This window comes from Microbacterium sp. STRO-2N (genome assembly GCF_057747775.1).
This window is the reverse complement of sequence record NZ_CM173223.1, coordinates 3,065,562-3,088,631: the sequence shown is the minus strand read 5'-3', so window position 1 is coordinate 3,088,631 and position 23,070 is coordinate 3,065,562. Positions and strand designations below refer to the sequence as shown.

The following is a 23,070-nucleotide window of genomic DNA, read 5'->3' as shown; positions in this document are numbered from 1 at the left end:
GGCTCTACCGTGACCGGATGGACACTCCGGCCGAGAACGTGCGCGAGCGCAGGAAGGACGCGACCCGCCAGGTCGTGGTGATCGTCGCGTTCTGCTTCATGATCGCGGCCGCCCTCCTCGGCGTCGGCGTGTTCGGCGGAACGCCGATCCAGGACGTCCAGGGTGGCGCCCTCGATGCCGACGGCTCGTACCTGGCCCCCGCGCGCCCGGCCTTCTCCATCTGGAGCGCGATCTACCTCGGCCTGCTCGGGTACACCGCGTGGCAGGCCTTCCCACGCCAGCGCGACCGCGATCGTCAGCGCGCGCTGGGGGCGCTCGCAGCAGGCACGATGGTGCTGAACGGCCTGTGGCTGGTCGCGGCGCAGTTCGCGTCGCTGCCGCTGACCGTTCTGGTGATCGTGCTGCTGCTGGTCGCGCTCGCTGTGGCGTTCCACGTGACGGTGGCATTCCCGGGCCGGGGGCTCGCCGACAGCGTGCTGATCGACGGCGTCACCGGACTGCACTTCGGGTGGGTGACCGTCGCGACGGTGGCGAACATCGCCGCGTGGGTCGCCCCGACGCCCGAAGGCGAAGGTGGCGGCGCGACCGGGTGGGGCGTGGCGACGATCGTGCTCATCGCCGCGGCCGGCGTGGTCGTCGCGTGGTGGAGCCGTTGGCGGCTGGCGCCGGGACTCGCGATGGGCTGGGGTCTGGCGTGGATCGCGGTCGCACGCCTCGGAGGCGACCCGGCGGACGCGGCGATCGGCGTCGCCGCGATCGTCGCGGCTGTGATCGTCGTGGTGACGCCGATGGTCGGCAAGGTACTGCAGCAGGTCGTCGAGGTGCGCAACGCGGAGGCGTGAAGTCAGCCGGCGCCGAAACGCTCCGCGAACGCCCGAAGCAGGCGCGCCGGCTCGGTGACGGATGCCGCGAGCACGCGCCCTGCGATCTCGTCGAACGCGTGGGACTCGAAGTAGCCGTCGTCGCGGTAGACCGCCATGCGCTCGGTGAAGGCCTTGGTCGTCGGCTCGGGATGGAACTGCGTCGCGTAGAGCCTGTCGCCGATCGCGTACGCCTGCACGGGGCACGCCTCATTGGACGCGAGCAGTCGTGCTCCCGGAGGCAGCGACTCGGTGCCCTCCTTGTGCGCGGTGAGCGCCGTGAACCGGTCGGCGAGCCCGCCGAACACCGGATCGCCGGCCGCCGCGGGGGTGAGCGCGATCGACACCGGGCCGGTGTCTTCGGGGAACGCGCGGCTGACCGTGCCGCCGAGCGCGCGCGTGGCGACCCCGATGCCGTAGCACGTGAAGAGCGCGGCCGGACCGTCGGCCGCCGCGGCCGCCGTCGCGATGCGGGCCAGGTCGGCTTCGAGCCGTCGCTGCGCGTCGGTCTTGGTCGACTCGGGGTCGGCGACGTTGAACGGGCTGCCGCCGACGAGGAAGCCGCGGTAACGCTCGAAGGCGTCGGACGGAAGCGGCTCGCGCACGAGATCGTGACGGGCGAAGTCGTCCTCCGAGACGCGCATCGCCGACCGGAACGACTCGTACTCTGCGGCGGCGGCGCCCTCCTGCGGCCGCACGCACACATAGAGCAGGGGCGCGGTCGTCATGCCCGAATTCTAGGTTGCGATGCCGGTGCGGGCGAGGCGGAGTGACATCTGCCGACCCGATTCCCGCACCGGATGTATCAGGCGCGCTCTATCGCACTCGGGCATGGTGTGGACACAATGGGCGTCATGACGCATCCGGACGCCGAGGCGGGGCCGCCGCGGCCCGACGCGCCGCGCGACGTGCACGCGGCGGAGGCCGAGGCATCCGTCGACTCCGTCGAGCCGGCGCGATGGCAGCGTGCCGCGACGCTGTTCGTGCGATGGCGAGAGGGTGACAGCCGTGCGATGGACGAGCTCGTCCGTCTCATGTCGCCACCGCTCTGGCACGTCGTGCGCGCCTATGGACTCGACCACGCCCTCGCGCAGGACGTCGTGCAGACGACGTGGCTGACGCTGGTGCGCCGGCACGAGACCATCCACGACCCGCAGGCGGTGTCGGGATGGCTCACGATGTGCGCGCGCCGCGAGGCGTGGCGCGTCGGCAAGCAGCACCGACGGGCCGACCCGACCGAGGCCGAGTCGCTCGAACCCCACCTGCCGGTCCACGAATCCGCCGAGCAGACCGCCGCCCACGACGACGAGACCCGTCGCCTGTGGACCGCGGTCGGAACGCTCAACGAACGATGCCAGCGCCTGCTGCGGATCGTCGCGTTCGAGGACCGCCCCGACTACGCGCGCATCGCCCAGGACCTCGCGATGCCGATCGGGTCGATCGGACCGACGCGGCAGCGCTGTCTCGCGAAGCTCCGCGCCGCACTGGTAGGCGACGGATGGGGGGAAGACGATGGAGACTGAGGACTTCGCGGCCGATGCCGCGCTCTTCGCGCGCATGCGGCACATGTGGGAGGAGATCGACCCGGTGCCGGCCGACCTCGTCGACCGCATGGTGGCGGCGGTCGCCGTCGAGGATCTCTCGCGCGAGTATGCGCTGCTGACGCTCGTCGAGGGCTCGTTCGCCGAAGTGCGCGGCGAGAGCGACACGGCGACGCTGCAGTTCAGCGACGGCACGACGAGCGTGCTGCTGCACGTGACGGCCACCGAGGACGGCGGCCGCCGCGTCGACGGGTGGGTGGATGCCACGGCACTGGCCATCCGGCTGGTCCAGGGCGAGCGCGAATGGGCCGCCGACCCCGGCGAGCACGGCCGCTTCGCCTTCGACGAGGTGACGCCGGGAGTGGCGCGGCTTCGTCTGGTCGTGCGAGCCGCCGACGGCGAGCTCCGGGACTTCCAGACGCCGCAGTTCGAGATCTGACACGCACGAGTAGGAACCGGATGCCGCGGCCTTGGGGGCCGCGGATTCCGCTGTCTGTGAGGAGTACATATGCCCGAAGACGAGAGCACCCCGCGACGCACCTGGCGCGAACGCGAGGTCGCAGGTGAGCCGAAGGGCGTCGTCCTCGATCCGCGCCGCGAGCCGGTTCCGGGGCTCCAGGCCTATGGCACGGTCTACGTCCCGGGCCACCTCGTCGTGTCGGGCGACCCGGCCGCCGCGACCCGGGTATTGAAGGACGCGGCAGGGAAGCTGGGGTGGGACATCGAGCTCGAGACGGTCCGGGCGCGCGACGGCAGCGACACCCTGAGCCGCGCGCGGATCGTGCAGGCGCCGCGTGAGGGACGTGACGACGAGCCCGTGCCGCCGGTCGATGCATGGCGACTGCTGCAGCAGGCTCGCCGCGACCTGCTCGTCGCGGCGCGGCTGGCCGATGGCGGACAGGAGCGGTCGACCGAAGCCGATGAGGCCTCGTCTCGAACCGACGCGACGCGAGCGGTATCGCTCGCGGCATCCATCGCGAACGACCCGAGACAGCGCACGGCGACCGCCGCGGCACAAAGCGGGTCGGCACGCTCCCGCGCGCCGAAGGCGGTAGACGATCCGGTCATCGCTCAGGTGAGCCTCGACCACGTGCTCGGAGTGGATCCGATCGACCTCAACCCGCATGGCCGGACGAATCCGCACGGCCGCACCAACCCTCACGGGCGCACGAACCCTCACGGACGCACGAACCCCGCCGGCACGGAAGGGTACGCCTACCCGGGGTCCGGTGGGCTCGAGCTGGTGACGTACGTCGGCCCGCCGCCGGCCGAGCGCCATCCCGTCGCGGACGGCGGACGCCGACCCGTCATCGCGTTCGCTGACACGGGCTGCGGCGAGCATCCGTGGCTGACGTCCGACGAGCGCACGGTGGTGCGCACGATCCACTCGTCGAGCGGCGAGGTCATCGGGGTCGACGACGCGCGGACCGACCCGGAGAAGTACGGAGACTTGTCGGGACCGCTGGACGGCTTCCTCGACGACGCTGCCGGGCACGGGACCTTCGTGGCGGGCATCCTGCGTCAGGTGTGCCCCGACGCCGAGTTGATCGCGATCCGCGTGGCCGACAGCAACGGCAGCGTCCTCGAGAGCGAGCTCATCACGGCGCTGGAGGAGCTCTCCGACTGGATCGACGCCGACACGGACGACGATCCGCACCACGTGGACGTGCTGAACCTCTCCCTCGGCTACTACCACGAGACCCCGGAGGACGGACGATTCAGCCTGCGCCTCTACGAGGCGCTCGCTGCACTCCGGTCGAGGGGGTGCGTCGTCGTGTGCTCTGCGGGCAACGACGCGACCGAACGCCCCGCGTTCCCGGCGGCGCTGTACAACTGGGGCGATCCCGACCTCACCTTCGACGAGCCGACGGATGCCGCGCGCCATATCGCTGTCGGAGCGCTCAATCCGCAGCGCACTTCGGTCGCGCTCTTCAGCAACGTCGGCGACTGGGTGACGACCTACGCCCCCGGTACGTCGGTGCTGAGCATATTCCCTTCGTTCGAAGGCGGAATGCAGGCGGCTTCGCGCGCGGACAAAGGCGACAGGCGGCGGCAGAGCCTCGATCCTGACGACTTCTCCAGCGGTCCCGGTGGTGGGTTCGCGGTGTGGAGCGGAACCTCGTTCGCCGCTCCGTTCGTCTCGGCGACGATTGCGGCGCAGCTCGCGCCGTCGTTGATGCACGCCGCGAAGACGGCACACGCCTCGAACGCCGTCGAGAAGGCGCTCGAGGTGCTCACGCAGGATGACAGGTCACGACTGACGAGGTAACGGCTTCACGCGTGCCCCAGATCCTCGAGGATCGCGCCATGATGGCTTCATGGGGATCGGGGGCGAGGCTGCGGCGAAGCATCGGCGCGGCGTCGATCTGGCCAATCGCGGCAGGTACTCGAACGCGCGGCGAGTGCTCGCTGCGGCGTACGAGGCCGCTGAGGCGGCCGGCGACGTCAACCTCATGGCTCGCATCGTCGGCACGGTCGCATACGTGCTCGCCCGGCTCGGCGACGTCGACGAGGGCGAGCGACTGTGTCTCGAGATGCTGTCGCGTGAGGGACTCGATGACGTGACGGTCGCTCAGCTGCATGGTCAGCTCGGTGCGCTCGCGCTCGAGCGCGGGCATCCGGACCGAGCAGCCGAATGGCTCACGAAGGGCGCCAACGGACTGCGTGGCGAGCCTGTTCGTCGCGCCAACGTGCTGATGAACCGCAGCCTCGTCGAGATGGACCGTGGCCGCCTCGATGCGGCACAGGAGGACCTCGAGGAGGCGGAGGGCATCTATCGTGCGGCGGGCCTCGTCGAGGAGGCGAACCAGGCCGTCCACAACCTGGGCTACCTTGCGATGCGACGCGGTGACGTGCTGACCGCGCTGAGGACCATGCAGAGCGTTCGCGACCCCCTCGACGAGGGTTCGGACGTGTGGGCTGCCATCAACGAGCTGGACCGCGCCGAAGTGCTCCGCGACGCGGGCTTGGTGACCGAGGCGGAGACCCTGCTCGAGAAGGCGGCTGCCGTCCTCGGCCGGAAGCGCGCACCTCGCGAGCGGGCGGGCGCGGAGTATCAGCTCGCGCGGTCTCTCCTGAATCACGATCCCGATCGCGCTGTGACCGCCGCGCGCGTCGCCAGTCGTCGTTTCCGTGCGCTCGGAAGCGACGGCTGGGCGCTGCGCGCCGAGGCGATCAAGCTGCGCGCGCAGCTGGCGGTCGGACGGATCGACCGGTCAGGACGCCCGGCGCGGCAGGGACGTCGTCTGCCCTCTGAGGCGATGGTGGAGGCTGTCATCACCGCGCTGAGACAGCATCGGTTCCTCGCGGAGGCGGAGGCGCTCCGGTTGGCGGACCTGCGTGCCAGGGTCCGCCTGCAGCGCCGCCCGATGCCTGTGTCCGTGCGAATACCACCGCGCATGCCCCTCGAAGTGACGATGCTGGCGCACGAGACCCGGGCTGCGGTCGCTGCGGTGGAAGGGCGGGAGGCTGAGTGCCGACGGCACGCGGCGAGGGGTCTCGACGCGCTCGTCCGGACGCAGCGCGCCTTCGGGAGCCTCGACCTGCAGACGAGTTCGGCCATGCGCGCGGGTGGACTGCTCACAGAGGGACTCTCCTCCGCGCTCCGCTCCGGCCGGCCGGACGTGATCTTCGACTGGTCGGAGCGCGCCCGCCTGATGAGTCAGCATGTGGTGCCCCTTCGGCCCCCGCGGGACGAGGAACTGGCTGCGGATCTCGCGGAGCTGCGGACCATCCGCGCCGCGGCCGGCGATGACGATTGGTTCGCTGACCCCCGTGCACAAGCCCTCGAGCGGCGGATTCGAGACCGGCAGTGGTCTTCGACGACTGCGGGCGGATCGACCGGCAGGATCGCGATGCCCGACGCCATCGAAGCCCTCGGCGACGGCGAGGCCCTGATCGCCTACGTCTTCGATGGCGAACGGCTGGTCGCGCTCACGCTGTTCGAAGGCTCCACCGCGATCGCCGAGCTGTCCTGGAAGGACGTCAGAGAGCTGCTCACAGGCCTGCGAGCCGACCTCGACGTGGCCGCCCGTGTGAGGTCCGGGTCGATGTCCACGCTCGTGCGCGGAAGCCTGCGCGCGCGCGTCGAACGCCTGTCGACCGTCCTCGTGCAGCCGGTGCAGTCGCAGATCGCTTCCGCGCACCGCATCGCGGTGCTGGCCCCAGGTGTGCTGTCCGGCATCCCCTGGTCGATGCTCCCGGCGTTCAGCGGCCGGGCATTGACGGTGCCGGGATCAGCGTCCGCATGGGCACGGAGCCGAGCTCGCGGCCCGTTCCGCCTCGCGTCGGCCGGTTTCGTGATCGGACCCCGGGTCCCCCGTGCGGCCGAGGAGGTCGGGGCAGCGAGAGGCTCATGGCCGGACGCGCCGACACTGAGCGATGGTTCCGCCACAGTCTCCGCGGTCACGGAACTGGCCTCTCGGGTCGACGTGCTCCATGCCGCAGGGCATGGCCGCCACGCGGTCGACAACCCGATGTTCTCGGGCTTGGAACTGGTGGACGGCACGCTGTTCGGGTACGACATCGACCTCATCGCCCCCGTGCCTGACACCGTTGTGCTGTCGGCCTGCGAGATCGGACGATCGTCGGTGCGCTGGGGCGAGGAGGCCGTGGGGATGGCGCGAGTATGGCTCCATGCCGGCACGCGTGCCGTCGTCGCTGCTCCGGTCGTGGTCGCGGACGATGAAGCCTGCGAGCTTCTGGGGGCGATGCACGAAGGACTCGCGGCCGGCTTGGGACCGTCGGACGCATTGGCGGCGGCCTCGGAGCGCACCGGCATCGTCGCGCCGTTCCAGGTGCACGGGGCCGGATTCTGACTTCCCCCGCCGGCGATGTATCACGGCGGACCCAGCGCGCTCCTCACTGCATGGAACGGCTTGAGCCGTCCGGGCTCTGGGGCTCGGCGCCGAGACGGAGATCACATCGGGGACGCGGCTGGGGAGCGTCGTCTTCGCAGCCGTTCCGCGAGGGGATGCCGCGGTGTTGGGGGCGCGCGGCATCCCCTGTCGCGTCACCCTCGCGACGAGTTGGCGGTGCGGCCGCGCACGATTCCGACGAACGTCTCGACGACGGGTGTTGTGCGATCCGCGACCCACGCCAGCGCGACCGTCGAGACAGGTCCGTCGCGCAGCGGGCGGTGCTCGACGTCCTTGCGGTGGTGGAGTCGCGCGAGCGACATCGGCACCACGACGATCCCGACGCCGGCGGCGACCGTCGCGATCGCCTCGGCGGTGTCGGCGGGCGCATCGAAGCGGGGCGGCACCGTTCCCGCAATCCGGATGCCGAGCACGTCGTCCTGCGCAACGATGAGCACCTCGCCCTCGAGGTCGCCGGGTTCGAGCTCCTCGGCGGCCGTCAGGTGGGAGTCCTTCGCGCAAACGACGACGGGCACTTCGTCATAGAGCGGGATGACGTGGAGTCCATCGCTGCTGATCGGCAGCCGCACCAGTGCGGCGTCGACCTGGGCGTCGTCGAGGGCCCGGCGCTGGCCGGCGACGGGCAGCGGCACGAGTTCGAGCGTGGTGCGCGGCATCCGCTCCTTCCACACGTCGATCCACTTGCCGGGCGTCGCGCCGGGGATCGCACCGAGGCGGAACGTGCTCGGCTCGGCGACATCGGACTCGCGGGGATCCGCGGGTGCCGGCCCGGGCGAGGGACGAGGCGTGTGCTGTGGGCGCGCCGCCGAGCCTCTGGCTCCCGCGCGACGGCGGGGAGCGGCATCCCTTCGCGGTCTCCCGCCGCCCTTGCCCTTCGCCATATCGCTCAGCGTATCCCGGGCGCTATCGTTCGCTCATGATCGCGATCCTCGCCACCGTCTTCGCCGCGCTCGCGGCACTGCTGCACGTGTACATCTTCGTGATGGAGAGCGTGCAGTGGACGCAGCCGAGGATCTGGCGGCGCTTCGGCGTCGCAGACCAGGCCGCCGCCGAGACGATGAAGCCGATGGCGTACAACCAGGGCTTCTACAACCTGTTCCTCGCGATCGGCGCCGTGCTCGGGATCGTCCTCTTCCTCGCGGGCGCCGACGAGAGCGGCGTGCGCGCGGCGGGCCTCGCGCTGGTGCTGTTCAGCCTCGGCTCGATGGTCGCGGCCGCGCTCGTGCTGCTCACCACCGGTATGAAATACCTTCGTGCGGCGCTCCTCCAGGGCACGCTGCCGCTGATCGGCTTCGTGCTCTTCCTGTTCGCCTAGAGACGGCTCAGCCGCACGCACCCCACCTGCCGGTGCCGGATGCCTCGGCGTCGGCCTGCGCGGCGGTCAGCAGATCGAAGAACTCGACGTTCGGCCAGACCCGGATCGCCTCGGCGTCACCGGCCGAGACGAGCTCGAGGTTCACGAATCGGCCGTCGTCGGTCCAGAGGTTGAACAGCCGGCGGTCGTAGTCGTCCCACGTCTCGGTGTCGGGCGCCGCCCATACAGTCGCACCCTCGGGGAGGAGCTGAGCCAGGTGCGTGCGGGCCTCGTCGGCCCAGCACTCGGGTGCGGGCGTGCCCTCGGGAGTGTCGACGCCGATGAGACGGATGCGGATCGGATTCGACGTCGTCACGACGTCGTTCGGCTCCTGCATCACGGCCTGGATCGTGTCGCCGTCGTACACGTGCACGACGGTGAGCGGGAACGCATCGGGAGGCCGCGCCGGGATGCCGTCGCCCGTTGTCGTCGGCGCGGCGGCAGACGTGCTCGGAGCGGGGTCGGCCTCGGCCCACGGCATCCGTCCGCCCGCGGCGAACCACGCGACGGCCGCAATGGCGGCGACGACCGCGACCGCGGCGAACGACACGGCGCCTCGCCGCGAGCGTCTGCCTGTCATCGCGTCAGGCTAGCGGCAGCCGACGACGAGGTCAGGCGGCCAGGCGAAGTCCCCGGCGGTCGGTGGCGACGCGCTCGCCGTCGGCGATCGTCTCGTCGTCGCCGATGAGCGAGCCCCCGGCGACGCGGGCATCGGTGCCGACCTGGGTGCGCACACCGATCTTCGCGCGCGGGCCGATGGCGGCGCGCGGGCCGATGTGCGCGTGCGGCGCGATCTCGGCGTCGGGGCCGATCACGGCGTCCGATTCCACCCACACGCCGCGGCCGACATGTGCGCCGGCCGCGATCTGCACGCCCGGTTCGACATACGCCCCCGCTTCCACGATGGCGCTCGGGTGCACCTTCGCTCCATGCGCGATCAGACCCCGGCCGTTGACGTGCTTGCGGTAACGCAGCGTCTCGCCCCGGTCGTTCTCGATGTCGACGTAGTTCTTGCCCACTGTCCCCTCCTGCAGCCCGGTAGTGGGCTGAGTACATGGATAACCTTGGGTTCGGTCGTTTCATTCCCGCGCATCGGAACGATTCGGGCTACCCCGTTGCGATATCGCGGATCGCGGAGTAGCGCGCCGGGTCTCAGCGTGCAGCGTGCTCGTCGGCCGCGGCCAGGGCGCGGTCGATGACGTCCAATCCGTGCAGGAGCTCGTCCTCCGAGATGACGAGCGGCGGAGCCACGTGCACGCGGTTGAAATGGGTGAAGGGCCACACGCCGTCCCGCTTGCACGCCGCGGCGACCGCGGCGACGGGTGCGGCATCCGGCCCGCTCGCGTTGAACGGCACGAGCTGCTCGCGCGTCTGGCGATCCTTCACCAGCTCGATCGCCCAGAACAGGCCCATGCCGCGCACGTCGCCGACCGAGGGATGCCGCGACGCGATGTCGCGCAGGCGCGGCTCGACGACGCGCGAGCCGAGGTCGCGCACGCGCTCGAGAATGCCGTCGCGCTCGAACACCTCGAACGTCGCCACTCCCGCCGCACACGCCAGCGGATGCCCGGAGTATGTCAGGCCTCCGGGGAAGGCGACGGTGTCGAAATGCGCGGCGATGCGGTCCGAGATGACGACGCCGCCGAGCGGCACATAGCCGGAGTTCACCCCCTTCGCGAAGGTGATGAGGTCGGGAACGACATCGAACGCCTGGAACGCGAACCACTCGCCCACGCGCCCGAACCCGACCATGACCTCGTCGGCGATGTAGACGATGCCGAAGCGGTCGCACAGCTCGCGCACGCCGGCGAGGTAGCCGGGCGGTGGCACCAGCACGCCGTTGGTGCCGACGATCGTCTCGATCACGATCGCGGCGATGGTCGGCGCGCCTTCGAGCACGATCGTCTGCTCGAGGTGCTCGAGCGCGCGCTGCGTCTCTTCCTCCGGGCTCGACGAGTGGAACGCCGAGCGGTAGGGGTACGGCCCGAAGAACTTCGCGACCGACCCGTCCGCAGGCTCGTTCGGCCAGCGCCGCGGGTCACCGGTCAGCGAGATCGCGGTCGACGTGTTGCCGTGGTAGCTGCGGTACATCGACAGCACCTTGCGGCGGCCGGTCACGAGGCGCGCCATGCGCACCGCGTTCTCGTTCGCATCGGCGCCGCCGTTGGTGAAGAACACCTTCTCGAAACCGTCGCCCGCGACGTCGGCGATGCGCCGCGCGAGCTCTCCGCGCACATCATTCGCCATCGACGGCTGGATCGTCGCGAGACGGCCCGCCTGCCGCTGGATCGCCTCGACGAGATCCGGATGCTGATGCCCGAGGTTCAGATTCACCAGCTGCGAGCTGAAGTCGAGGTAGGCGTTGCCCGCATAGTCCCAGAACGTCGAGCCCTCGCCGGCTGCGACCGGCAGCGGGTCGATGAGCGCCTGTGCGCTCCACGAGTGGAACACGTGCCCGCGGTCGTCCGCACGCACGCGCGCGTCGGCCTCGAGATCGGGCTGGAGGCCGGTGAGAACGGTGTCGGTCATGGGGGGGAGGTCCTTTGCCCGGTGGGGTCAGTGGTTCTGCGGGAAGCCGAGGTTGATGCCGCCGTGGCTGGGGTCGAGCCAGCGGGCGGTGACGGCCTTCTCGCGGGTGTAGAAGTCGAAGCCATGGATGCCGTAGGCCTTGGCGTCGCCGAACAGCGACTGCTTCCAGCCGCCGAAGGAGTGGTAGGCGACGGGGACCGGGATGGGCACGTTGATGCCGATCATGCCGACCTGCACCTGGTTCTGGAAGCGGCGCGCGGCGCCGCCGTCGTTGGTGAAGATCGCGGTGCCGTTGCCGAACCGGCCGGAGTTGATGAGGTCGAGGCCCTCGTCATAGCTCTTCACGCGGACGACGGACAGAACGGGGCCGAAGATCTCCTCCTGGTAAGCGCGGGAGGTGGTGGGCACGCGGTCGAGGAGGGTGGGGCCGAAGAAGAACCCGTCCTCGTGGCCGTCGACGGTGAGGCCCCGGCCGTCGACCACGACGGTCGCGCCGTCCTGCTCGGCGATGTCGACGTACTCGGCGACCTTCGCCCGGTGGATGTCGGTGATGAGCGGTCCCATGTCAGGCTCGACCCCGTCGGCGCCGGCGCCGTTCCCGATCCGCAGCTTCGCGATGCGGTCTTCGATCTTGCCGATGAGCTCGTCCGCGACCGGTTCCACCGCGAGGACGACGCTGATGGCCATGCAGCGTTCGCCGGCGGCGCCGTATCCGGCGTTGACGGCCTGGTCGGCGACGAGATCGAGGTCGGCGTCGGGGAGCACCAGCATGTGGTTCTTCGCGCCGCCGAGCGCCTGCACCCGCTTGCCGTGGCGGGCGGCGGTCTCGTAGATGTACTGCGCGATCGGGGTGGACCCGACGAACGAGATCGCCTGCACCTCGGGGTGGGTGAGGAGTCCGTCGACGGCGACCTTGTCGCCCTGAAGCACCGTGAACACCCCGTCCGGCAGCCCGGCTTCCTGCCACAGCCGCGCCAGCCACAACGCGGCCGACGGGTCCTTCTCGCTGGGCTTGAGGACCACCGCGTTGCCGGCGGCGATCGCGACCGGCACGAACCACAGCGGCACCATGGCGGGGAAGTTGAACGGGCTGATGACGCCCACCACGCCGAGCGGCTGCTTGATCGAGTACACGTCGATGCCGTTGGACGCGTTCTCGGAGTACGCGCCCTTGATCAGGTGCGGGAACCCGCACGCGAGCTCCACCACCTCCTGACCGCGGAGGATCTCGCCCATCGCATCAGAGCGCACCTTGCCATGCTCGGCCGTGATGATCGCGGCCAGCTCCTCCCTCCGGGCGTTCAGCAACTCGCGGAACGCGAACAGCACACCCTGGCGCTTCGCGACCGAGAACCCCGACCACACCCCGAACCCGCGCACGGCCGACGCGATCGCGGCATCCACCCCCGCCTCATCGGCCAGCACGACCTCCGCCTGCACCGCACCCGTCGCCGGGTTGAACACCGGCGCCGTCCGATCCGAGCCCAAAGCGTGCTCGGCACCATCGATCCAATGACCGATCACGCGCGCGCGGGCGTTCGATGTCGCGTCGGCGACGGTCTCGGCGATGGTCATGGGGTCGTCCTCTCGTCGTTCGGACAGATCGTGCGGCGATCACGTAGGCTTGGCGAAACCCAGCCTGACAGAGAAGAAGAGGCGACCACGGTGCCCGACCGTCGCGAAGATCCCACGATCCACACGGATCGTCCGAGCGATCGGCTCGCCGACGAGACGCTGCCCACCGTGCGCGAGGTGATCGCCCTCGCCGCCGTCGCGCAGGGCGTTCCGGAGGTGATCGTCGGCGGCGACGCGCTCGATGCCCGAGTGCGCTGGCTCCACGTGTCCGACAGCGCAGGCGTCGCGCGGTTGCTCGACGGCGGCGAACTGCTGCTGTCGACCGGGTCGTCGTGGCCGGCCGAGCCCGCCGAACTCCGCCGCTTCATCGGCGAGCTGTCGGACGCTGGCCTGTCGGGCCTCGTCCTCGAGCTCGGGACGCACTACCACTACGTGCCCGCCGTCCTCGTGGACGCCGCGCGCGAGCGGGGACTCGCACTGGTGGTGCTGCACCGCGAGGTGAAGTTCGTGACGCTCACCGAGGCTGTGCACAGCCGCATCATCACGGGCCAGACCGATGCGCTGCGGGCCCGCGACGAGGTGCGCGAGCGCTTCACGGCGCTCGTGCTGCGAGGATCGCCCGCCGACTTCATCGTGCACCAGCTCGCTCAGACCCTCGCCGCGCCCGTGATCCTCGAGAACCTCGCCTACGAGGTCGTGGCGGCGGAGGTGCCGCTCGCGATGGAGGAGGAGCTCTTCACCGAATGGGAGCTGCGGTCGCGCTCCGCGCACCGGCGCGCCGAGCAGCGCCGACAGCAGGGTGTGGCGCCAGGTGCGGAGGACTGGCTCATCGTCCCGGTCGAGGCACGAGGCATCCGTTGGGGAAATCTCATCGCGTTGCCCGGCCCCGAACACGCCGCCGGGCGCACAGCCGTGCTCGAGCAGGGGGCCATCGCGCTGGCCGTCGGTCGGCTGGCCGACGGCGACACCGACGAGTGGGCGAGCATCAGCCGGCGACGGCTCGTCGACGGCCTGCTCGCCGGCCGGTTCGCGGGCGTCGGGGGAGCCGCGGCGCGGCTCGAAGCAGCCGGCCTGCCGTTGCACGGCGCCGGGCTGTACGGACTCGTCGTGTCCGGTGCGGCGATCGCGCCGGAGCGGGCGGATGCCGCGGCTCGCGCCCTTCGCGGACGGGCCTTGGCCGGCTCTGCCCCCGACGGGGTGGCGGCGCCGTCGGCGGCGATGCTGCTCTCGCTTCCGGGTGGCACCGTGTTCGACGACGACGCCGCGCTCGGGTTCGCCCGGGCGCTGGTCGACCAGGCCGACGTCGACCGCGTGACGGTCTCGGTCGGGCGCCGAGCCGACGGCATCGAGTCCGCGCTGACCTCGCTGCACGAGGCGGTCGGCCTCGCGCGAGGTCGCCGCCGTCGTTCCGTGCGCGGCCCGCAGCTGCGGCGTGCCGAGAATCGGCCGCTGGTGCAGCTCGTGACCGCGCTGCGAGACGACCACCGGGTGCTCGAGCACGGCGAGCGCATGCTCGCGCCGCTGATCGCGCACGACCTGTCGCGGTCAGGCGACCTGCTCGACGTGCTCGAGGCGATGCTCGCCCACCCCGGCAACCGCACGGCGGCGGCCTCGGCATCCCATCTGTCGCGTTCGGTCTTCTACCAGCGCATCGCGCTCATCGAGGAGCTGCTCGGCACCGACCTCGACGACGGAGAGACCCAGACCGCCCTGCACCTCGCGCTGCTCGTGAGGCGCTCGGCCGGCCGCTGACCTGCTCGGCCGCGTCGGTCACCGCCGCTGCGGGTCGATCATCGTCATGCCCGCCGGAGTGGCGCGGTCGAAGGTCGGCAGCAGCCGAGCGGCCTCGTCGAGGTCGATCACCCGTTCGATGAGCCGCTCGGGGTGGAGTGCGCCACGCTCGATGAGCGCGAGCATGCCGGGATAGTCGACCGCGGGCATGCCGTGACTGCCGAGGATGTCGAGCTCCCACGCGATGACCCGCGCCATCGGTACGCGTGGATGACCGTCGACGGGAGGAAGGAGACCGATCTGCACGTGCCGGCCGCGGCGCCGGAGGCTGTGGATCGCGTCGGCGCAGGTCTGCTCGCTGCCGACCGCGTCGACCGCGACATGTGCGCCGCCGTCCGTCAGCGCCTGGACGGCGCCGGGGATGTCGCGCCCATCGGCGACCAGCACGTCGTCGGCACCGAGCGATCGGGCCACGTCGAGGGCCGCCGAGTTCCGGTCGACCGCGACCACGCGCGCTCCCAGAGCCTTCGCGATCATGACGGCGCTGAGTCCCACGCCGCCGGCGCCGACGACCGCGACGCATTCGCCGGGCGCGATCCGCGCGCGGCCGACGAGTCCGCGGTAGGCGGTGGCGAAGCGGCAGCCGAGGCTCGCCGCCGCCTCGAAGCTCACAGCCTCCGGGATCGCGACCAGGTTCGTGTCGGCCGCGTGCAGCGCCACGTGCTCGGCGAACGAGCCCCAGTGCGTGAAGCCCGGCTGCTGCTGATCCGGGCACACCTGCGCCTCACCGCGCAGGCACCACTCGCACCGCCCGCAGCCGCACACGAACGGCACGGTCACGCGATCGCCGACCGCCCACTTCTCGACGCCCGTTCCGACCTCGGTGATCACCCCCGCGAGCTCGTGGCCCGGCACGTGGGGGAGGGTGATGTAGTCGTGCCCCGCCCACGCGTGCCAGTCGCTCCGGCAGAGGCCGGTGGCGTGCACCCGAACCACGACTCCGCCGACCGGCGCGGTCGGGGTGGGGACGTCACGGACCTCAGGCGCCACGCCGATGGCGTCGTACACGACAGCTCGCACCGCGACATCCTCTCATCCGGCCCGTGCGTACGCCCGGGTCAACCGGCGATGTAGACCTTCCGCAGCGTCTCGTGCACCGTCCACACCGTGCGCATGCCCGCGGCCAGGCGCACGACGGAGCCCGGCGCGAGCGAGATCGGCGGACGCTCCGGAACCTCGAACGAGACGCTCGCCGACCCCGAGAGCACGACGAACACCTCGTCGGCCTCGACGTCGCGCATCGTGCCGGGCGACATCTCCCACACGCCGATCGCGTCCGTCAACTCGACGAGGCCGGTGCTCGGCGCACCGGCCAGCACCTGGTCGGTGGGCACCGGCTCATGCGGGAGCGGCAGGGTCGCGGCATCCGTCACCGTCCCGGGCACGACATCCGGCGACCCGGTCACGAGTCGAATCCCAGGCCGAGGGCGTCCAGGGTCTTCAGCAGCAGGTTGCGTCGGCCGCGGTTGTGGTCGGCACGGTCGAGCGACCACCGCGTCGCATTGATGCCGATCGCAGCCGCCGGCTCGGGTGGGAACGGCAGCGGCTTCCTGCGCACCATCTCGAGCTCGGTTCGCTCGTTCGAGACGCCGTCGAGCAGATCGAGCATGACGTCCGCCGCGAACCGGGTCGAGCCCACGCCCAACCCGGTGAACCCCGCGGCGTAGGCGACGCGGCGCTCGCGCGCGGTGCCGAAGAAGGCGGTGAACTGCGTCGACGTGTCGATCGCGCCGGCCCACTGGTGCGTGAACCGAATGCCCTCGAGCTGCGGGAACGTCGTGAAGAAGTGGCTCGCGAGCCTGCGCCAGGTCTCGGGCCGGTTCTCGTACTCGGGCCGCACCTTGCGCCCGTAGTGGTAGATCGCGTCGTAGCCTCCGAAGAGGATCCGGTTGTCGCGGCTCAGCCGGTAGTAGTGGAACTGGTTCGCCATGTCGCCGATGCCCTGGCGGTCGCTCCATCCGATCGACGCGAGCTGAGCGTCGGTGAGCGGCTCGGTCATGAGCACGTAGTCGTAGACGGGCACCGTCATGAGCCGATTGCGCTTGAGCAGCGACGGGAACACGTTGGTCGCCAGCACGGCACGGGATGCCTCGACCCGCCCGTTCTCGGTCGCGACGGCGACGCCCGGGCCCGAAGTGTCGATCCCGGTGACGTGCGACCGCTCGAAGATCTCGACGCCGCGTTCCTCGCACACGCGCGCGAGCTCGGCGGCCATGCGCGCCGGATGGACGAGCGCGCACGTGCGCTGCTCCCACACCGCCGCGAGGTACGTGGGGGACGCGACGGATGCCTGAGCCGCCGCGCGATCCAGGAAGACCACGCCCTCCTCGCCCTCGGCCGCCCATTCCTCGAGCCACTCGATCTGGTGCGGCTCGATCGCGGGTGCGAGCTGGCCGGTGCGCTCGAACTGGAAGTCCATGCCGTAGTGCGCCCCGGCGGCCTCGATCGCGTCGAGGTTCTCGAGCCCGAGCCGCTTGAGCGCGGGCATCTCGCGCGGCCATCGCGCCTCGCCGTTCTCGTCCCCGTGCGTGAGGCTCGCTTCGCAGAAGCCGCCGTTGCGACCCGACGCCGCCCAGCCGACGCGCTGCGCCTCCACGACGACGACCTTCGCGTCGGGATCCCGCTCGGTCGCGAGCAGTGCGGTCCACAGCCCGGTGTAGCCGCCGCCCACCACGACGAGGTCGGCCCGGTGCGTGCCGACCAGCGGTGGGCGGTCGGGCGTGAGGGAATCGGGAAGGTCGTCGCGCCAGAACACCGACCGGGCGGTGCCCGAGAGGGAATGGTCGACGACGGATGCTGCCGGCCGCTGTCGTTCGAAGACGGTCGTGCCCACGGGTATCAACTCCGTTGTGTCGGTTTCGTCCATCCTCCCGTGCGGGCGCCGGTTGCAGCAGCCGGTCGCTGTCGGGACTTCCTGCCGCTGCCGGACACCCTGTCGGGCCGGGCGGCGCGCTCGACTGCGCACAACTCAGGCAGATCGAGGGGTTGACCGGGGGCCGGCGGGTGCAGCTGCGGTTTCTGCCTGAGTTATGAACGGCGCGAGTCGGGGACCCGTCCCGTTCGCAAGGCCGATGCGCACGCGACACCGGCGACGGTGCCGCCGCGTCAGGCGATGGCGACCTCGGAGACGAGGGTGTCGGCATCCGTCACGCGCGCGTAGCTGCCGAGCGCTGCCATGAAGGCCGCGTGCACCTGGGCGCCGGGCACGGTCGAGCCGGCGAACTCGAGGTCGGGGGCCGCGCACGCATCGTGGGCGACCGCGACCCGGAAACCGAGATCGGATGCCGCGCGCACCGTCGCATCGACGCACATGCTCGACATCATCCCCGCCACGACGAGCTCGCCCGGGTCAGCTGTGCGCAGCAGCGCCTCGAGGTCCGTGCCGAGGAACGCGTTGGGCTTCGCCTTGACGACGACCCGCTCGTCGGCCACGGGTGCGACGCGGGGGTCGATCTCGACCCCGGGCGTTCCGGGGGCGAAGAATGCGGCATCCGGGGCATCCCACACGTGCTGGACGTGCACGACGTGCTCGTCCGCCGCGCGGAACGACTCGAGCAGCCGCGCGGCGGCGTCGGCCGCTGCATCCGGATCGACGAGCGGATGCCGTCCACCGGGGAAGTAGTCGCGCTGGATGTCGATGAGGAGCAGCAGTCGGGTCACGCCGCCAGCCTAAGCGCGCGACGCGGCGCCGAGGCCGGCCGGCCTCGGCGGATCACGCGTCGGGGGAGGAGTAGACGCGCTCGCCCTCCACGAAGGTCTGCAGCACGCGGGTGGCGCCGATCTCGTCGACCGGACCGGCCAACGGGTCGCGGTCGAGCACAGCGAGGTCGGCGAGCTTGCCGGCCTCGATCGTGCCCGTGGTCGCGTCGAGGTGGTTCACCCAGGCCGACCCGGCGGTGTACGCGGTGAGTGACGTGGCGAGGTCGATCGCCTGCTCGGGCAGGAACGCGTCGTACTCGCCCTCCTCGTATCCGGGCGCGGCCTTGCGGTTGACCGCGGTGTGGATCGCGGCCATCGGGTCGGGGGTCGACACCGACCAGTCGCTGCCCGCCGCGAGCACCGCGCCGGTGCGCAGCAGGTCGCCGAAAGGGTACTGCCAGGCATCCCGCGGCGACCCGAGGAAGGGCAGGGTCAGCTCGACCATCTGCGGCTCGTACGTCGCCCACAGCGACTGCATGTTCGCCGCGACGCCGAGTTCGCGGAAGCGCGGGACGTCCTCGGGGTGCACGACCTGGATGTGCGCGATGTGGTGACGGTTGTCACCGCGGCCGTTGCGGGCGATCGCGTGCTCCACGGCGTCGAGGCATTCGCGCACGGCGCGGTCGCCGATCGCGTGGAAGTGCACCTGGAAGCCCTCGGCGTCGAGGATCGGAACCGCCTCGTTCAGGATCTCGGGCGGCACGAACGAGATGCCCGAGTTCTCGGTGAAGTGCCCATGGCCGTCGCAGTACGGCTCGAGCATCGAGGCGGTGAAGTTCTCGGCGACGCCGTCCTGCATGACCTTGACGGAGGTCGCCGCGAACCGCCCGCCGCGGTAGCGCTCGCGGCGCTCGAGGATCGAGGGGATCTGCTCGAGTCCGGCGGTGCGATCCCACCAGATCGCGCCGACGACGCGAGCCGTCAACGTTCCGTCCGCCGCCGCCCTGAGGTAGGCGGGACCCGGGTCGCCGGCATCCCCGTACGACCCGACGATGGCGTCCTGCCACGCGGTGATGCCGAACGAGTGCAGGTAGCGCTGGCCCACGAGCAGCGCCTCGGTGAGGCGCTCCAGGGTCTCCTCGGGCAGCAGCCGGTTGACCAGGCTCATGGCGCCCTCGTGCAGCGTGCCGGACGGCGCGCCGTCGGCGTCTCGCTCGATGCGGCCATCGGCGGGATCCGGAGTGTCGCGCTCGATGCCCGCGAGCCGCAGGGCCGCGGAGTTCACCCACGCGCCGTGTCCGTCGCGGTTCGGGAAGAACGCCGGTCGGTCGCCGGTCACCCGGTCGAGCGTCGCCGCCGTGGGCGTGCCGCCCGGAAACGCCGACATCTGCCAGCCGCCGCCGAGGATCCACTCGTCGTCGGCGTGCGCGTCGGCGTAGCCCGCGATCGCATCGAGGTACTCGTCGGCCGTCGCGTATTCGGCGAGGTCGCAGCGCAGCATGTCGAGCCCGCCCCACACCGGGTGCACGTGAGCGTCCTGGAAGCCGGGAATGAGCATCCGTCCCCTCAGGTCGACGATCTCGGTCGACGGGCCGACGAGGTCGGTGAGGTCCCCGGGTGAGACGGCGACGATCCGTCCGTCCTTGACGGCGACCGATCCCGCGCGCGAGCGCACGGTGTTCGCGGTGAAGACGGGTCCGCCGGTGAACACGAGGTCGGCGTGGGGCATGGTTCTCCTATCGGTTCGCAGCATTTCGTCTCGCTTCGCTCGCTCAACGACCGGCGAGCGAGCGAAGCGAGCGAGAGAAATGGGTCAGCCGCCGGTCATGGTGCGGGCGATCTGGGTCGCCGAGTCGCCGGCGCGCTTCAGCACGAGGGCGACGAGCGCAAGGGCGACGAGCGTCAGCAGCAGCATGATGGTCGACACCGCCGCGATCTCGGGACGCAGGCCCGACCGCACCGCCGAGAGCACGAACACCGGCCACGGCGTCGTGCCCGACACCTGCACGAACGCGGCGACGATCGTGTTGTCGAGGCTCAGGGTGAACGCGAGCAGAAAGCCCGCGAGCACCGCCGGCATCGCGAGGGCGAGGGTCACCCGGCGGAACGTCGTGATCGGCTTCGCATAGAGATCGGCGGATGCCTCTTCCAGGTTGGCGTCCTGACCCACCAGCCGCGCACGCACGAGGTACGACACCACGGCGGTCGCGAACAACGACGAGCCGACCGACAGGCGCACGATGCCGTCGTTGAACATCGCGAGGCCGGCGTCCTGGCCGAGGAACACGAACCACGGCAGGAGAGCCACCGCGTCGACGATCTCGGGCGTCACGGAGACGAGCAGCAGAAGCCCGAGGAACCACCACACCCACTTGCCCGGGTACCGTGCCATCGCGATGCCGGCGAGCGTGCCGAGGACGGTCGCGATGATCGCCGCGACGAATGCGGTGATGAGCGACACCCTCACGGCGCTCTGGATCGCAGGCTTCTCGAGGATCGTCGCGAACGCGTCGAACCCGAAGCCGTCCCACGACACCAGGAGGCGCCCGTTGTTGAACGAGTAGATGACGATCACGATGATCGGCAGGAACAGGAAGAGCATCACGAGCACGCCCCACACGCCGAACGCGATGTCGGACCACGACTTGCGCGCGCGCCGGCGCGGAGCGCGCGGGGCGCCCGGGCTCTCGCGGGACTGCAGCAGCGTTTCGGTCACGGTCTGCTGGGTCACGTCGTCACCTCCACACGGGCCGGGGTCGCGGCATCCGTCGTCTGCTTGTCCGGTACGGGCCCGAGCACGAGCCGGTTCCGCGAGCGGAACGGCAGCGTGACGAGCCAGATGACGACGGCGGCCACGCCGATCGTCAGCATGATCACGAGCATCAGCAGCACGGCCATCGCCGAGCCGAGAGCCCAGTTCTGCGCCGTCTGGAACTGGCTCGCCACAAGCTGGCCCACCATGTTGCCCTTGGCGCCGCCGAGCACGGTCGCGGTGATGTAGTCGCCCATGAGCGGGATGAACACCAGCAGCACGCCCGCGACGATGCCCGGCTGAGAGAGCGGCAGGGTCACGCGGAAGAATGTCGCGAGCTTGCCGGCGCCGAGGTCCTTCGAGGCCTCGCGCAGCGCCGGGCCGACGCGATCGAACGCGACGAACAGCGGCAGGATCATCAGCGGCAGGTAGTTGTAGACCACGCCGATGATGACGGCGGTGCGGGTGTAGAGCAGCTCGAGGGGGCCGTCGAGCACGCCGATCGACTGCAGCAGCCACGAGAGCCAGCCCTCCGGCGCCATGATGACCTGCCACCCGATCGTGCGCACGAGGAAGTTCGTCCAGAACGGCACGAGCACGAGCGCGATGAGCAGACCTCGCCGCTGCGGCTTGACCTTGAACGCCATCCAGTACGCGACCGGCGCGCCGATCAGGAAGCACAGCACCGTGCCGATGACGCCGACCCACAGCGTGTTCTGGAAGGTCGCGAAGAAGGTCGGCGACACCGCCTCGACGTAGCGGTCGAACGAGAGGATGTCGTTGGCGTGGGTGCCGAAGACGCCTGGCTTGTAGCCGAAGCTGAACCACACCACCATCGCCACGGGGGCGACGAAGAAGAGCAGGAGCCACGCCCAGGCCGGAACGGCCAGCGCGGCTCCTGCCGAGCGGCTACGCACCGGCGGCGGCCTTCATCTCGTTCCAGATCTCCACGCGCGTCGTCTGCGAGTCGTTGAGCTCCTGCTCGTACATCCTCTCGAGCAGCGCCGGGTCGAAGAAGATCAGCTCAGGAAGCTCGACGCCGGCGTCGATCGCGGCCTGCTCCATGTCCTTCCCGCCCACGTTGTAGCCGATGTAGTCGAGGTTCAGCAGGAGGTTCTCGGGCGTCATCGAGTAGTTGATGAAAGCGTGCGCGGCCTCGGGGTGCGGGGCGCCGGCGGCGATCGCCCAGTTGTCCATCCACAGCTCGGTCTCGGGGCCGGGGAGCACCCACTGCCAGCGGTCGGGCTCGCTCGACTCGAGGATGCCGAGGCGCGCGTCGCCGTTCCACGCCTGCATGAGCACCTGCGTGCCCTGCGGGATGGCGTTGGTGCCCGGGTACGAGTCGAACGCCGAGATATGAGGCGCGATGGTCTCGACGAGGAACTTCCGGCATGCCTCGAGCTCGTCGGGATCCTCGGTGTTCCAGTCGATGCCATTGGCCCAGAAGTAGGAGCCGACCACGCCCGCCGGGTCGTCCGACATCGACGTGCTGCCGCTCGCCTCGTTCTGTGCGGCGTCGAAGAAGTCGGCCCACGTGGTGAGCTCGCGGGTGATGACGGTCTTGTCGTACACGAACCCGGTGGTGCCCCACGCCTTGCACACCGAATAGTCGTTGGACGGATCCCAGGAGCGGCCGAGGAACGCCGGGTCCATGTTCGACAGGTTCGGCAGCAGGTCCTTGTTGAACTTCTCGAGCAGGCCGTTCTCGATCATCTGCGGGATGAAGACGCCGGTCGGCACGACGATGTCGTAGCCCGACGTGCCCTTGGCAGCGACGAGCTTGGCGATGAGCTCCTCGTTCGACGAGTAGGAGTCGAGGGTCACCTTGGGGCCCAGCTCGTCGGTGAACCCCGAGATCACGTCGGGAGAGTCGTATTCGCCCCACGTGTACACCGAGAGGTTGCCCTCGAGGTCGCCACCCGTGGCCTGCGGAGCCGGTGAGGAGCCGCCGCCGGGTGCGCATGCCGCGAGCACGGTCGCGCCGCCCGCGAGGGCGGCGAAGCTGAGGAAGCGGCGACGCGACAGCTCGCGCATGATGACGGGCGACGCACCCTCGGGAGCGAGGATGCGGAGTGGGTTGCGGGACTCGTTCATCGGTGTCTCCTGGTTCGGGGCGGGAGCCGGTGAGGCGGCTGTGCTGTGGCGCCGGCGT

Annotated in this window: 21 protein-coding genes; 7 read left to right on the top strand and 14 right to left on the bottom strand. The window is 70.7% G+C overall.

What is annotated here, in order from left to right; genetic code table 11:
- The first annotated feature begins 17 nt into the window (after positions 1-17).
- Positions 18-842 (top strand): tryptophan-rich sensory protein, encoded by an 825-nt coding sequence (locus AC3ANN_RS14300; protein ID WP_488338051.1) that lies wholly within the window; start codon positions 18-20, stop codon positions 840-842.
- Between the two features lie 2 nt (positions 843-844).
- On the opposite strand, the gene AC3ANN_RS14295 is transcribed toward AC3ANN_RS14300, so the two are convergent.
- Positions 845-1,588: a glutamine amidotransferase-related protein gene (locus AC3ANN_RS14295; protein WP_488338050.1), complete on the bottom strand. Its 744-nt coding sequence runs from the start codon at positions 1,586-1,588 to the stop codon at positions 845-847.
- 126 nt (positions 1,589-1,714) lie between these two features.
- Between AC3ANN_RS14295 and AC3ANN_RS14290 the strand changes: the two genes are divergently transcribed.
- From AC3ANN_RS14290 to AC3ANN_RS14275, 4 genes are all read left to right on the top strand, one after another.
- Complete coding sequence (locus AC3ANN_RS14290) at positions 1,715-2,383, top strand: RNA polymerase sigma factor (RefSeq protein WP_488338049.1); 669 nt, start codon at positions 1,715-1,717, stop codon at positions 2,381-2,383.
- A complete protein-coding gene (locus AC3ANN_RS14285; RefSeq protein WP_488338048.1) occupies positions 2,373-2,840 on the top strand; it encodes a hypothetical protein in 468 nt (155 codons plus the stop codon). The genes AC3ANN_RS14290 and AC3ANN_RS14285 overlap by 11 nt, the downstream gene beginning before the upstream one ends.
- A gap of 69 nt (positions 2,841-2,909) precedes the next feature.
- Positions 2,910-4,670 (top strand): S8 family peptidase, encoded by a 1,761-nt coding sequence (locus AC3ANN_RS14280; protein WP_488338047.1) that lies wholly within the window; start codon positions 2,910-2,912, stop codon positions 4,668-4,670.
- Positions 4,671-4,719: 49 nt separating this feature from the next.
- Entirely contained in the window at positions 4,720-7,218 is a 2,499-nt protein-coding gene (locus tag AC3ANN_RS14275; protein ID WP_488338046.1) for a CHAT domain-containing protein, read from the top strand.
- Between the two features lie 194 nt (positions 7,219-7,412).
- On the opposite strand, the gene AC3ANN_RS14270 is transcribed toward AC3ANN_RS14275, so the two are convergent.
- Positions 7,413-8,159 (bottom strand): LysR substrate-binding domain-containing protein, encoded by a 747-nt coding sequence (locus AC3ANN_RS14270; protein WP_488338045.1) that lies wholly within the window; start codon positions 8,157-8,159, stop codon positions 7,413-7,415.
- A 35-nt stretch (positions 8,160-8,194) separates the two neighbouring features.
- Here AC3ANN_RS14270 and AC3ANN_RS14265 point away from each other — a divergent pair, with 35 nt between their 5' ends.
- Positions 8,195-8,593: a DUF1304 domain-containing protein gene (locus AC3ANN_RS14265; RefSeq protein ID WP_488338044.1), complete on the top strand. Its 399-nt coding sequence runs from the start codon at positions 8,195-8,197 to the stop codon at positions 8,591-8,593.
- Between the two features lie 7 nt (positions 8,594-8,600).
- Here the strand turns inward: AC3ANN_RS14265 and AC3ANN_RS14260 are convergent, their stop codons facing one another.
- The 4 genes from AC3ANN_RS14260 to AC3ANN_RS14245 form a co-directional block, all read right to left on the bottom strand.
- Positions 8,601-9,212: a thermonuclease family protein gene (locus AC3ANN_RS14260; RefSeq protein WP_488338043.1), complete on the bottom strand. Its 612-nt coding sequence runs from the start codon at positions 9,210-9,212 to the stop codon at positions 8,601-8,603.
- A 31-nt stretch (positions 9,213-9,243) separates the two neighbouring features.
- The gene (locus AC3ANN_RS14255) at positions 9,244-9,651 is read right to left on the bottom strand and encodes a transferase (protein WP_488338042.1); all 408 of its coding nucleotides are present in this window, start codon (positions 9,649-9,651) and stop codon (positions 9,244-9,246) included.
- A 133-nt stretch (positions 9,652-9,784) separates the two neighbouring features.
- A complete protein-coding gene (locus AC3ANN_RS14250; RefSeq protein WP_488338041.1) occupies positions 9,785-11,161 on the bottom strand; it encodes an aminotransferase class III-fold pyridoxal phosphate-dependent enzyme in 1,377 nt (458 codons plus the stop codon).
- Positions 11,162-11,188: 27 nt separating this feature from the next.
- On the bottom strand, positions 11,189-12,736 hold the full coding sequence (locus tag AC3ANN_RS14245; RefSeq protein ID WP_488338040.1) for a CoA-acylating methylmalonate-semialdehyde dehydrogenase: 1,548 nt from the start codon (positions 12,734-12,736) through the stop codon (positions 11,189-11,191).
- A gap of 90 nt (positions 12,737-12,826) precedes the next feature.
- Here AC3ANN_RS14245 and AC3ANN_RS14240 point away from each other — a divergent pair, with 90 nt between their 5' ends.
- Positions 12,827-14,488: a PucR family transcriptional regulator gene (locus tag AC3ANN_RS14240; protein WP_488338039.1), complete on the top strand. Its 1,662-nt coding sequence runs from the start codon at positions 12,827-12,829 to the stop codon at positions 14,486-14,488.
- An 18-nt stretch (positions 14,489-14,506) separates the two neighbouring features.
- On the opposite strand, the gene AC3ANN_RS14235 is transcribed toward AC3ANN_RS14240, so the two are convergent.
- From AC3ANN_RS14235 to AC3ANN_RS14200, 8 genes are all read right to left on the bottom strand, one after another.
- Positions 14,507-15,547: a zinc-dependent alcohol dehydrogenase family protein gene (locus AC3ANN_RS14235; RefSeq protein ID WP_488338038.1), complete on the bottom strand. Its 1,041-nt coding sequence runs from the start codon at positions 15,545-15,547 to the stop codon at positions 14,507-14,509.
- Between the two features lie 38 nt (positions 15,548-15,585).
- The gene (locus AC3ANN_RS14230; protein ID WP_488338037.1) at positions 15,586-15,933 is read right to left on the bottom strand and encodes a cupin domain-containing protein; all 348 of its coding nucleotides are present in this window, start codon (positions 15,931-15,933) and stop codon (positions 15,586-15,588) included.
- Complete coding sequence (locus tag AC3ANN_RS14225) at positions 15,930-17,360, bottom strand: NAD(P)/FAD-dependent oxidoreductase (protein WP_488338036.1); 1,431 nt, start codon at positions 17,358-17,360, stop codon at positions 15,930-15,932. Before AC3ANN_RS14225 ends, AC3ANN_RS14230 begins: the two co-directional genes overlap by 4 nt.
- A gap of 272 nt (positions 17,361-17,632) precedes the next feature.
- Positions 17,633-18,187: a cysteine hydrolase family protein gene (locus AC3ANN_RS14220; RefSeq protein ID WP_488338035.1), complete on the bottom strand. Its 555-nt coding sequence runs from the start codon at positions 18,185-18,187 to the stop codon at positions 17,633-17,635.
- 52 nt (positions 18,188-18,239) lie between these two features.
- Complete coding sequence (locus AC3ANN_RS14215; RefSeq protein WP_488338034.1) at positions 18,240-19,895, bottom strand: amidohydrolase; 1,656 nt, start codon at positions 19,893-19,895, stop codon at positions 18,240-18,242.
- Positions 19,896-19,979: 84 nt separating this feature from the next.
- Complete coding sequence (locus AC3ANN_RS14210; RefSeq protein ID WP_488338033.1) at positions 19,980-20,897, bottom strand: ABC transporter permease; 918 nt, start codon at positions 20,895-20,897, stop codon at positions 19,980-19,982.
- Positions 20,894-21,835 (bottom strand): ABC transporter permease, encoded by a 942-nt coding sequence (locus AC3ANN_RS14205; protein WP_488338032.1) that lies wholly within the window; start codon positions 21,833-21,835, stop codon positions 20,894-20,896. The genes AC3ANN_RS14210 and AC3ANN_RS14205 overlap by 4 nt, the downstream gene beginning before the upstream one ends.
- Complete coding sequence (locus AC3ANN_RS14200) at positions 21,828-23,012, bottom strand: extracellular solute-binding protein (RefSeq protein ID WP_488338031.1); 1,185 nt, start codon at positions 23,010-23,012, stop codon at positions 21,828-21,830. Before AC3ANN_RS14200 ends, AC3ANN_RS14205 begins: the two co-directional genes overlap by 8 nt.
- Positions 23,013-23,070: the final 58 nt, after the last annotated feature.

Excerpts from the sequence above, each read along its gene's own strand:
- AC3ANN_RS14260 (WP_488338043.1), bottom strand. The coding sequence starts at position 9,212 with ATGACAGGCAGACGCTCGCGGCGAGGCGCCGTGTCGTTCGCCGCGGTC.
- AC3ANN_RS14280 (WP_488338047.1), top strand. The coding sequence starts at position 2,910 with ATGCCCGAAGACGAGAGCACCCCGCGACGCACCTGGCGCGAACGCGAG.
- AC3ANN_RS14265 (WP_488338044.1), top strand. The coding sequence starts at position 8,195 with ATGATCGCGATCCTCGCCACCGTCTTCGCCGCGCTCGCGGCACTGCTG.
- AC3ANN_RS14200 (WP_488338031.1), bottom strand. The coding sequence starts at position 23,012 with ATGAACGAGTCCCGCAACCCACTCCGCATCCTCGCTCCCGAGGGTGCG.
- AC3ANN_RS14285 (WP_488338048.1), top strand. The coding sequence starts at position 2,373 with ATGGAGACTGAGGACTTCGCGGCCGATGCCGCGCTCTTCGCGCGCATG.
- AC3ANN_RS14270 (WP_488338045.1), bottom strand. The coding sequence starts at position 8,159 with ATGGCGAAGGGCAAGGGCGGCGGGAGACCGCGAAGGGATGCCGCTCCC.
- AC3ANN_RS14295 (WP_488338050.1), bottom strand. The coding sequence starts at position 1,588 with ATGACGACCGCGCCCCTGCTCTATGTGTGCGTGCGGCCGCAGGAGGGC.
- AC3ANN_RS14290 (WP_488338049.1), top strand. The coding sequence starts at position 1,715 with ATGACGCATCCGGACGCCGAGGCGGGGCCGCCGCGGCCCGACGCGCCG.
- AC3ANN_RS14275 (WP_488338046.1), top strand. The coding sequence starts at position 4,720 with ATGGGGATCGGGGGCGAGGCTGCGGCGAAGCATCGGCGCGGCGTCGAT.
- AC3ANN_RS14245 (WP_488338040.1), bottom strand. The coding sequence starts at position 12,736 with ATGACCATCGCCGAGACCGTCGCCGACGCGACATCGAACGCCCGCGCG.
- AC3ANN_RS14250 (WP_488338041.1), bottom strand. The coding sequence starts at position 11,161 with ATGACCGACACCGTTCTCACCGGCCTCCAGCCCGATCTCGAGGCCGAC.
- AC3ANN_RS14300 (WP_488338051.1), top strand. The coding sequence starts at position 18 with ATGGACACTCCGGCCGAGAACGTGCGCGAGCGCAGGAAGGACGCGACC.
- AC3ANN_RS14215 (WP_488338034.1), bottom strand. The coding sequence starts at position 19,895 with ATGCCCCACGCCGACCTCGTGTTCACCGGCGGACCCGTCTTCACCGCG.